Source organism: Oerskovia sp. USHLN155 (assembly GCF_037145535.1).
GTDB classification, from domain to species: Bacteria; Actinomycetota; Actinomycetes; order Actinomycetales; family Cellulomonadaceae; genus Oerskovia; species Oerskovia rustica.
In genome coordinates this window covers 1-9,820 of record NZ_JBBCXG010000020.1, presented here as the reverse complement: position 1 = coordinate 9,820, position 9,820 = coordinate 1, and the positions used below count along the sequence as shown (strand labels likewise).

Genomic DNA, 9,820 nt, shown 5'->3' with positions numbered 1-9,820 from the left:
GGGCGAACGTGGAGTTCTTCGACGATCTGGGGTCGCCGGGTGGTGCGGCGAAGATGGGCATGATCGAGAAGGACGACCCGATGATCGCGGCCCTGGCCCCGCAGGCCTGAGGAACGCGAGCCGTCGAGAACGTGCTGGGGGCCGTCATCCACCGGATGACGGCCCCCACGTCGTTCTCGGCCGTTCTCAGGCCTGCGGCTCGACCGGCCCGCCCGGGTCCGAGCCGCCCGCGACGAGGTCGCCGCAGCTCGTCTCCTGCGCGGTGACGACGACGGGGTCGGTCGCCGCAGCGCCTTCGGCGACGGTCTCCGCCTGACCGTTCGTGGCGTTCCGCGCTTGTGCGTCGAGGGCGACGAACGTCCTCTCGACGGTGTACGTCGCGCCGTCCGCCGAGGTCGCGTTCAGTCCGGCCAGGTGCAGCACGCCGTCCACGGCCGTGCAGCCGACCCCCGTCCCGAAGCCGGTGAACCCCTTGTCGAACGTGTACGGCTGGCCCTGGGCGTTCTGCGTCACGGTCACGGCGCAGTCCGCGACGGAGAACAGCAGGACCTCGCGTCCCACGTCGACCAGCGCGATCGGCGCCTCGCCGTCGCCCGCCGCGACGAGGTTGACGATCGCGCTCGCCGGGACCGGGCTCGCCGAGGTCACGGGAGCGGAGAACGTCGCCCCGGACGCCGTGGTGATGCCGAACGTCCGGTCCGCGCCGCCGGTCAGCCAGGCGGTGTCGGGGCGCCCGTCGCCGTCGACGTCGAGGATCTGGTGCGTGCTCGCGCCCGCAGGCGTAACCGCCTCGGTCGCGGCACAGCCCGGGGTGGGCGCGGCCGTGGTGGCCGTGGACTCGGGGGTCGGTTCCTCGGAGGGGCTCGGCGAGCTCACGGTGGCCGACGGCGTCGGGGCGGGCGAGGCGGCGGCGTCGGCGTCCGCGTCGCCACGGGTCGCGAGCCAGATGCCGACCGCCACGATCGCGAGGAGCACCAGCCCACCCAGCGCCCACCACCAGGCGCGGTTGCCCGGGGGCTCTGCCGGACCTCCGGGCGGTGGCTCGCCGGGTCCGCCGGGCGGCGTCGAGGCTCCCGTGGCGGAGAACGGGTCCGGCGCGTTCGGGATGGGTTCGGCGGGTGGGACGCTTCCTCCGGTGATGCCGCCCGGCGCCGGGAAGGCGGGCCTGATCGGTTCCGTGGGGTCCTGGTCGCCTGCTGGGCCTGGTCGCTCCTTGTCGTCGGTCATGCCTCCAGCGAAACATCTCGTGACGGACGGGGCATCCCGGACGTCCCGAGCCCGGTCCCGGGCTGGCTCAGCGCAGGGCGCGCCCGAGTGCGCGAGCGAGCGCCCCGCCGTCGGGCCCGCCTGCCGTGGGGACGCCGTGCGCCGGGCGCCGGGTGCGGCGCTGTCCGGGCGCCGCCACGGTCCCGAGGAAGGTTCCGGTCCTGCCCGACGACGGCGCGGGAGGTTCGTGGGCGAGGATCTTCTGCGCGGGGCTGAGCTGGCGGATGCCGATGGCGGCGACGTGCGTCGGGTGCCGCGTCGCTGCCGCGTCGTAGATCTCGGGGTCGTGCTGGCCGTCGTCGCCGAGCAGCAGCCAGCCGACGTCGGGCAGCTCGCGCACGAGCCGGTCGATCGCGTTGCCCTTGTGCTCCTGCCCGCTGCGGAACCATCCCGTCGCGGTAGGACCCCAGTCGGTCAGCAGGAGTGCCCCGGGCGGGAAGCCGTTGCGGTCGAGAAAGCGTTCCAGGTTCCCCGCGGAGTTCCACGCGCCGTTGGACAGGTACACGAAGGGAGCGTCCGGATGTACAGAGGCGATGCCCTGGTAGAGGTCGGCCATGCCGGGCACCGGGCGCCGCTCGCTCGCATGGAGACCGAACGTGTTCCACACCGCGCGCAGCAGGCTGGGGACCATGGTGATCATGACGGTGTCGTCGATGTCGCTGATGACACCGAGGCGCCGCCCCGCCCCGACCACGAAGACACGTGCCGTCGCGACCGCGCCGCTCGCCGTGGCGAGCTGGACGTCGTGCCACCCCGGGGCGAGCGCGACGTCCAGCATCCCGTCCACGTACCCGTCGCGGTCGGCGGGCAGGTCCGTCACCAGGCGCTCCTCCTGGCCCGACCCGTCGGTCCGCGTGACCGATGCACGGACCACCTCGCCCGGCGCGGAGACCGTGAGGTAGTTGCGCCACCCGCGCCGGTTCCAGACCAGGTCCGTCCGGCGGTGCGGGCGGCTCAGCAGCACGCGCGCCAGCACGCGCACCGACCCCTCGTTGCCGTACCCGACGTACGCCTCGATGCGCGGCGTCCAGCCCCGCGACCGCAGGAACTTGACCGCAGCCGCACGGATGCGGTCCTCGAGGCGGGCCGAGAGGTGCAGCCGCTGTACGGGAGGGGTCGGGGACGGGAGGTGCGTCTGGTGCATGGGATCCGCTCGTCGAAGGTGCTGGTCTCCCACCTTGGCACACGGACGCGAGGTTCATCGGCTGAACCAGGAAGAACCCGCTGGTCAGGAGGTGCGGCCGCAGGTGGGGCACGTGCCGCGGCGCCGGGTCGCGTACGCGGCCGTCGCGACCCCGAGGGCCACGCTCCACAGGGGCCAGAGCACGCCAGGACCGAACGCAGCCCAGTTGCCGAGCACCTCTGACGGGGACATCTCCAGCAGACCCTTGATCATCGAGAGGCCGGCCGGAAGGATCGCGACCGTGACGACCGAGGCGGGAACGACCGCGAGCGCGACCGGGACGCGTCGTCCGGCGAGGCCCGGGATCCAGCGAGGGAAGACCTCGCCCCACCGTTGCACGAGGCCGAGCGTCAGCACGGCACCGACCAGGGCGAAGAGCGAGAGCCCCACTGCGGGGGCGACCAGCCTGCCCGCGTCCTGCTCGTACATCTCGGGATCGAGCCCGAGCGGATAGCCCAGGACCCAGATCAGCCGGGTGGCGGCATACACGCACGGGATGATCGCTGCGACGATCGCGGCGGGCCGACCCCAGGCCACGATGCCCGACGGTCGCGCGGAGACCTGCCCGGCCGGTGCCGGTGCGTGGTGGTCAGCCGGAGGGTCCAGGCGTCCGCAGACCTCGCACGCCCCGCTGCTGCGCCGGACGAAGAGGACGGTCGTGACCGCGAGGAGCACCAGGGCGACGAGCACGCCGAGCTGGAGCAGGAACGCCGGCGCGACGTACTGGTCGACGGCCCCCGCGAGCGCCGGATCGAACGGGGCCCGGACGAGGACCACCGGGAGGTACCCCATGCGGGCGAGGAGGCTGGTGTCGGCGAACACGACGCCGGCGGATGCGACGAGCCCGGAGACCGCGACCGCCGCAGCGCGCACCCTGCGCGTCGCCGGGTGGTCGGCGCGAGTCGTCATCCAGGTCGCGTGCGCTGCCCCGACCAGACCGAGGGTCGCGAGGACCGCGGTCAGGCTGCTGCTCGGGACGGAATCGACGATCGTCCCCGCCGCGTCCGGCGTCCCCGCCCCGACGGGCAGGTTCCGCCCGGTGAGGACGGCGACGAGGGCGGTGAGGGCCCCGGCGGTCCACCACGCGATCGTCATCGGAGGGACCCGGCGCGGCCACCGCGGGGCCGTCGGCCGGCGCCCGTCGTGCGGCGCGGGCGGGGCCCCGGTGCCCTCGGACGGACGGTCCGGCTGCAGGCCCTGGGTACCCGGTCGGGCGGTGGTCGTGGCGCCGCCCGTCATGTCAATGTCTTTCACGGTCGCTCCTCGGGGAGGGTCGCCGGCTGTCTCCGGCGAGCTGTCCCTCCAGGTTCGCCGTCCGTGGCCGGGCACGGATCACCCGCGACGGTGAGCGGGGTCCCCCGGGCGGGGGAGCGCCACCGGCTAGAGGGCAGGGCGGACGAAGCCCGACTCGTAGGCCGCGACCACGGCTTGCGTCCGGTCGCGGACCCCGAGCTTGCCCAGCAGGTTCCCCACGTGGGTGCGGACCGTCTCGACCCCGAGGAACAGCTCGTTCGCGATCTCCTGGTTGGACCTCCCGGTGGCCATGAGCCGCAGGACCTCACCCTCGCGCTCGGAGAGCCGGGCCGAGCGCAGGGCGTCCCCGCGAGCGGGGTGAGCGGTCGCCAGCCGGCGTACCGCGTCGGGGAAGAGCAGCGACTCCCCGAGCGCCACGACGCGCACCGCCTGGGCCAGGTCCTGCGGGCGCGCCCGTTTGAGGAGGAAGCCGTGAGCGCCGGCACGCAGCGCGTCGAGGACGTGGTCGTCGTGCTCGAAGGTCGTCATGACGAGGACCCGAGGAGCGGGGTCGCGGGCGACGATCGCCCTGGTCGCAGCGATCCCGTCGACCCGCGGCATGCGGACGTCGAGGAGCACGACGTCGGGTCGGGTCGCCGCGACGGCTCCCGGCACCTCGGCACCGTCCGAGGCCTCTCCGACCACCTCGATGTCAGGCTCGGCGCCGAGGATCACGCGCAGCCCTGCCCGCACGAGCGGCTCGTCGTCGACGACCAGGACGCGCACCACGTCGGGTCCCGTGGCCATGGGCCGTCTGTCCGGGCTCACGTGCTCGCCTCCCGCGTCTCCTGCTCGTCCTCCACGACGGGCAACGACGCGCGCACGACCCACGCTCCGCCGTCGGGCCCTGCGACGAGCGTGCCGCCGAGAGCCGTCACGCGCTCGCGCATGCCGGCCAGGCCGTGACCACGCCGTTCCTCCGCCACCCGCGGTCCGGGAGGCAACGGGTTCCGGACCTCGACGCCGAGGTCGGCGGTGCGCACGACCCGAACCGCGACCGGAGCCCCCGGAGCGTGCCGCAACGCGTTGGTGAGGGACTCCTGGGCGACCCGGTAGACCTCGTGGACCACCTCGTCCGGTGCCCGCCCCACGTCCCCCACGAGGTCCAGCGTGACGTCCGCGCCCGTCTCCCGGGCGCGTCGTACGAGGGTCGTGAGGTCGTCGTCCCCGGGCGACGGGTCGCGCCCCGGCAGCGGTGCCGACCCGGGGCTGCGCAAGCGCCGCAGCAGGTCGTCCAGCTCTGCCATGGCGTGGCGTCCCGTCTCCTCGATGGCTGCGAGCGATCGGCGGGTGGCCACAGGGTCGGACTCCACGGTCCGCGCCGCGGCCGCGGCCTGCAGCACGGTGATCGTCAGGGCGTGGCCCACCCCGTCGTGCACGTCCTGCGCGAGGCGGTTGCGTGCGACCAGACGTGCAGTCTGCGCCTCGAGCTCGGCGATCCGCTCGCTCTGGTCGGGGCCCAGCAGCACCGGAGCCGCCGAGCGCAGCACCGCCCGTGCCCCGACCACGACGTAGGGCAGGGCGACGACGACGAGGAACGCGAGCAGGAGACGCACGGGCGGGTGTGCCAGCCAGGCCGGCAGCCAACCAGGTCCGACGACGGACCGCGTGCCGAGCACCGAGAGCAGGAGGTCGAGCACGAGCGGGACGACGACCAGCAGCGAGACGACCACGACCAGGCCGAGCACGAGGTGGAGAGCGAACCATGCCGCACCCCGCCACCGAGCGGCGGGGCGGGGTCGGCCCGACGGGGTCGGGACGTCGACGTCGAGGAGCGTGCGTGCCGCGAGCACCTCGACGGTCCGGACCGGGGCGAGGAAAGGCGGCGCCACGGCGAGCGTCGTCGCCACGACGGCGAGTGCCGCGGTCGTGGGAGTCGCGGTCCGCGGGTCCGCGAACATCTGCGCGAAGCCCTCGATCAGCAGCCCGTACGCTCCGGCGACGAGCCCACCCACGACCAGGAACACCCCCGCCCTCACTGTGGCCCCGGACGTCAGGGGCGCGACGAGAGCGCGCAGCGAGACGCGTGGTCTCGATGCGGCACGAGCTGCCTCGGGGGACGAGCCGGACATCTCGACATCATGTCAGTCGTCGGTCGGCGCCGCTCCTGGGGACCAGGGCCGCTCGTCAGCACTCGATGACGTTGACCGCGAGGCCGCCCGTCGACGTCTCCTTGTACTTGGTCGACATGTCGAGGCCCGTCTGGCGCATGGTCTCGATCACGGTGTCGAGCGAGACGACGTGCGCGCCGTCGCCCTGGAGGGCGAGCTTGGCGGCCGAGACCGCGGTGCACGCCGCGATCGCGTTGCGCTCGATGCAGGGGACCTGGACCAGGCCGCCGACCGGGTCGCACGTGAGGCCGAGGTTGTGCTCCATCGCGATCTCCGCGGCGTTCTCGACCTGCGCCGGGGTACCGCCGAGCACCGCGCAGATGGCCCCCGCGGCCATGGAGCACGCCGAGCCGACCTCGCCCTGGCACCCGGCCTCCGCGCCGGAGATCGAGGCGTTGCGCTTGTACAGCGCGCCGATCGCGCCTGCGGTGAGCAGGTAGGTGCGCATGGCCTGGCGCGTGGCCTCCTCGTCGGCCGAGAGGTCCGGGTGGATGCGCAGGAAGTGGCGTCCGACAGCCGGGATGATCCCGGCCGCACCGTTGGTGGGGGCCGTGACGACGCGGCGCGCGTCCGCGTTCTCCTCGTTGACCGCCATGGCGTACGCCTGGAGCCACTCGATCGACAGGTCGGAGGAGCCCTCGGCCTCCGCGGCCTCGAGCTTCTCGCGCTGGGCGCGCGCCCGACGGCGGACCTTGAGCCTCCCCGGGAGCATGCCGTGGCGGTCGAGGCCCGCGTCCACGCACTCGCTCATGGTGCGCCAGATCCGGTCGAGCCCCGCCCCGACCTCCGCGGCGGGGCGCAGCGACACCTCGTTCTCCCACGCGGTCTCGGCGATGCTGCGTCCTTCGAGCGTGCAGGACGCGAGGAGCTCGGCCGCGTTGGCGAACGGGTGCGGGACGTCCGAGGGCTCGGTCGCGGGGTCGATCGGTGCGCCCGCGAGCTCGGCCGCGTGCTGAGCCTCCTCGTTCGCGGCGGCGGCCTCGAGCTCCTGCTCCGTGAGGACGAATCCACCGCCGACCGAGTAGTACACCTGCTCCGCGACGACGTCGCCGGCAGCGTCGAAGGCCGTGAAGCGCATCCCGTTGGGGTGGCCGGGCAACCGGGTGAGCGGTGCGAGGCGGACGTCGGCGGTCGCCATGGTCACGACCCGGCGGCCGAGCAGCCGGACCTCGTGGCCGTCGCCCAGGCGCTCCCAGCTCCCCGGGACGTCGTCGGGGTCGCAGGTCTCGGGGTCGAGCCCGCGCAGGCCCGCGACGACCGCGTCCGGTGTCCCGTGGCCGATCCCCGTCGCGCCGAGCGAGCCGCACAGCACGACCTTGACCGCGGCGACCCGGTCGAGCGCTCCCCGTTCGTCGAGGGCGCGTGCGAACGTGGTGCCCGCTCGCATGGGGCCGACGGTGTGCGAGCTCGAGGGTCCGATGCCGACCGAGAAGAGGTCGAGGACGCTGACGTACGAGGACATGGTCCTCATGATCGCATCCTGTCTCAAAAGATGGAACCGTTCTGCTATAGCAAAACGTCTCCGGTCGCGACGGGGCACGTCGCCAGGTGGTCGTCCACGAGCCCGCACGCCTGCATCGCCGCGTAGGCCGTCGTCGGGCCGATGAAGCGGAAGCCCTCCTTCTTGAGCGCCTTGGCCAGGGCGACCGACTCGGGGGTGCTGGCCGCGAGGTCCGCGAAGGTCGCGGGACGTGGGCGATCGAGGGGAGTGCCGCCGTCGGGCGCGCGTGAACCGCCCGGGGCGAACGACCAGACGAGCTCGTCGAGCGTCCTGCCCTGCTCGTGCAGCGCGAGCAGGGCGCGCGCGTTGGAGACGGTGGCCTCGATCTTCATCCGGTTGCGGATGATCGAGGCGTCCTGGAGCAGGCGCTCGACGTCCTCCTCGGAGAACTGCGCGACGACCTCCGGGTCGAAGCCCGCGAACGCCTCGCGGAACGCGGGGCGCTTGCGCAGCACCGTGATCCACGCGAGGCCGGACTGGAAGGCCTCGAGCGCCAGCCGCTCGAACAGCGCCTCGTCCCCGTGGACGGGGACCCCCCACTCGGTGTCGTGGTACGCCTCGTAGAGCGGGTCGCCGTCGCCGAAGCAGCGGGCACCCGCGGGCGGCGAGACGGGTGAGTCGGCCGGTGCGGCGAGCGGCGTCGCGGGCTCGGGGGCGTGCTGGCCGGTGGCCTCGGTCGTGGTCATGGCTCCCACTCTTCCGCACGGCACCAACGTGCGGCGTGTGCGCGGTCCCCCTGTGGGGACGGGGGCCCGCCCATGCGCCTGTGCACAGCTCGCGTCCCCAGGCCCTGGGGGATGTCCACAGCCCCTGTGGATCAGGCGTCGGTGACCGCCGGGAGCTGCTGCTCGGCGATCGCGCGCAACGCCTGGAGGTGCGCGGTGAGAGCGGTCCGGCCAGCCGGTGTGAGGGCTGCCCACGTCCGTGGGCGGCGGCCCACGCGGTCCTTGGTGATCTCGACGTAGCCGGCGTCCTCGAGCACCGTGAGCTGCTTGGAGAGCGCCGAGTCGGACACCTCGATCGCGTCGCGCAACGACCTGAAGTCGGCCTTCTCGACCCCGGCGAGCGCCGCGACGACCGAGAGCCGGACGGGGGAGTGGATGACGTCGTCGAGCCGGTGGCGGGGGTGGGTCTCGGTCATCGCACCTGCTCCTCGCGGCGGGGCCACAGGGCGGCAGCGAGCATCGGGAGGGCGGTGGCGAGGGCGGCAGGGAGCCAGTAGCCCAGGTTGCCGGCCTGCCCGGGCAGGCCGAGTGTGAGCGCCGCGCCGTAGAGGACGGCCCAGAGGAGGACGGCGAGCAGGTAGCGACCGTTCAGACTGCGGGCCCGGATGCCCTGGCGAGCGGCCCAGATCGCGACCGTGCCCGCGAAGAGCGGGCCGATCAGCGAGCCGACGATGATCCCCGGCACACCCCCGAGGCCGACGAGCAGCACGACGGCGATCGTCATGGCGGCCCAGGCGAGGAGGAGGCTCTGGACCCAGCGGTGCCCGATGCCCGCGGTCGCTGCAGTGCTGCGGGTCGCGAGGTCCAGTGCGGCGGCGGCCTCACGGGGAGTCGGGGCGGTGGGGGAGAGTGCGTCGTTGCTCATGGTGTCCATCGAAGCACCTACTTTCCTACTTGGCAAGTAGATACCAGATGGGCATCCTCGCGGAGCCGAGCCCGGGGGTGGACGCAGAGCGAGGGCGGCGGGAGCCGCGTCCAGGTCATGGACGCGGCCCCGCCACCCTCGAGAAGCGCGGCGTCACCGTCGACTGTGAGGCGCCGCGCGGGATCGCGCAGGTCAGCCGGTCAGATGGTGAGCCGGCGGCGCAAACCCAGTCCGATCCCGACGACACCGGCGAGCAGGCTCCCGCCCGCGATCGCCGACATGCCGAGCGAGAGCTTTCCGGCCGGGCTGTTCTCGACGTCCGACTTCATCTTGGTCGTACCGTCCGAGATCTCGACCGTGCCGTCGGCGAGCGTGCCCGCACCGTCGGCCAGCGTCGAGCTGCCCTTCGCGAGCACGCCCGCGCCGTCCGCGAGGGTCGTCGTGCCGGCGTGCAGGGTGCCCGCCCCCTCGGCGAGCGCGGTGTTGCCCGCTGCGAGCGTCGCCGCACCACTCGACAGGGCGTTGATACCCGTGTGGAGGTTGAGCGACCCGTCCTCGAGCTTCGTGGTGCCCGCGAACAGGTCCCGAGCGCCCGTGGCAAGCCTGGCGTTGCCTGCGGCGAGGCCCTTGGCGCCCGTCGAGAGGGTTCCCGAACCGTCTGCCGCCGCCAGCGCGCCGACCGAGATCTTCGCCGCGCCGGGGGCGAGCTCGCCGAGCTTGGTGCTGAGGGTGGTGGCACCGGTTGCCGCAGCGGCTGCGCCGTCGGAGATCTTCGCCGCGCCGGGGGCGAGCTCGCCGAGCTTGGTGCTGAGGGTGGTGGCACCGGTTGCCGCAGCGGCTGCGCCGTCGGCGACCTGCTGCGATCCCGCGTTCACC

General features: G+C 73.7%; 9 protein-coding genes and 2 pseudogenes. 1 reads left to right on the top strand and 10 read right to left on the bottom strand.

Going from position 1 to position 9,820, the window contains the following annotated elements; translation table 11 throughout:
• Positions 1-110, top strand: a pseudogene (locus WFH32_RS19170) (ferredoxin); the annotation flags it as partial.
• Positions 111-186: 76 nt separating this feature from the next.
• Here the strand turns inward: WFH32_RS19170 and WFH32_RS19165 are convergent.
• From WFH32_RS19165 to WFH32_RS19120, 10 genes and pseudogenes are all read right to left on the bottom strand, one after another.
• Positions 187-1,227 (bottom strand): hypothetical protein, encoded by a 1,041-nt coding sequence (locus tag WFH32_RS19165; protein WP_336708878.1) that lies wholly within the window; start codon positions 1,225-1,227, stop codon positions 187-189.
• Between the two features lie 67 nt (positions 1,228-1,294).
• Positions 1,295-2,410: an App1 family protein gene (locus WFH32_RS19160; RefSeq protein WP_191794589.1), complete on the bottom strand. Its 1,116-nt coding sequence runs from the start codon at positions 2,408-2,410 to the stop codon at positions 1,295-1,297.
• Positions 2,411-2,494: 84 nt separating this feature from the next.
• Positions 2,495-3,703 (bottom strand): hypothetical protein, encoded by a 1,209-nt coding sequence (locus WFH32_RS19155; RefSeq protein ID WP_336708877.1) that lies wholly within the window; start codon positions 3,701-3,703, stop codon positions 2,495-2,497.
• A gap of 126 nt (positions 3,704-3,829) precedes the next feature.
• Positions 3,830-4,489, bottom strand: a complete 660-nt coding sequence (locus tag WFH32_RS19150) for a response regulator (RefSeq protein WP_191794620.1) — start codon at positions 4,487-4,489, stop codon at positions 3,830-3,832.
• Between the two features lie 17 nt (positions 4,490-4,506).
• The gene (locus tag WFH32_RS19145; RefSeq protein ID WP_336708876.1) at positions 4,507-5,814 is read right to left on the bottom strand and encodes a sensor histidine kinase; all 1,308 of its coding nucleotides are present in this window, start codon (positions 5,812-5,814) and stop codon (positions 4,507-4,509) included.
• 55 nt (positions 5,815-5,869) lie between these two features.
• Complete coding sequence (locus WFH32_RS19140) at positions 5,870-7,315, bottom strand: L-serine ammonia-lyase (protein WP_191794617.1); 1,446 nt, start codon at positions 7,313-7,315, stop codon at positions 5,870-5,872.
• A 44-nt stretch (positions 7,316-7,359) separates the two neighbouring features.
• On the bottom strand, positions 7,360-8,040 hold the full coding sequence (locus WFH32_RS19135; RefSeq protein ID WP_191794586.1) for a DNA-3-methyladenine glycosylase I: 681 nt from the start codon (positions 8,038-8,040) through the stop codon (positions 7,360-7,362).
• Between the two features lie 131 nt (positions 8,041-8,171).
• Entirely contained in the window at positions 8,172-8,495 is a 324-nt protein-coding gene (locus WFH32_RS19130) for a winged helix-turn-helix domain-containing protein (RefSeq protein ID WP_191794585.1), read from the bottom strand.
• Entirely contained in the window at positions 8,492-8,944 is a 453-nt protein-coding gene (locus tag WFH32_RS19125) for a hypothetical protein (protein WP_191794584.1), read from the bottom strand. Before WFH32_RS19125 ends, WFH32_RS19130 begins: the two co-directional genes overlap by 4 nt.
• A gap of 200 nt (positions 8,945-9,144) precedes the next feature.
• Positions 9,145-9,820, bottom strand: a pseudogene (locus WFH32_RS19120) (hypothetical protein); the annotation flags it as partial.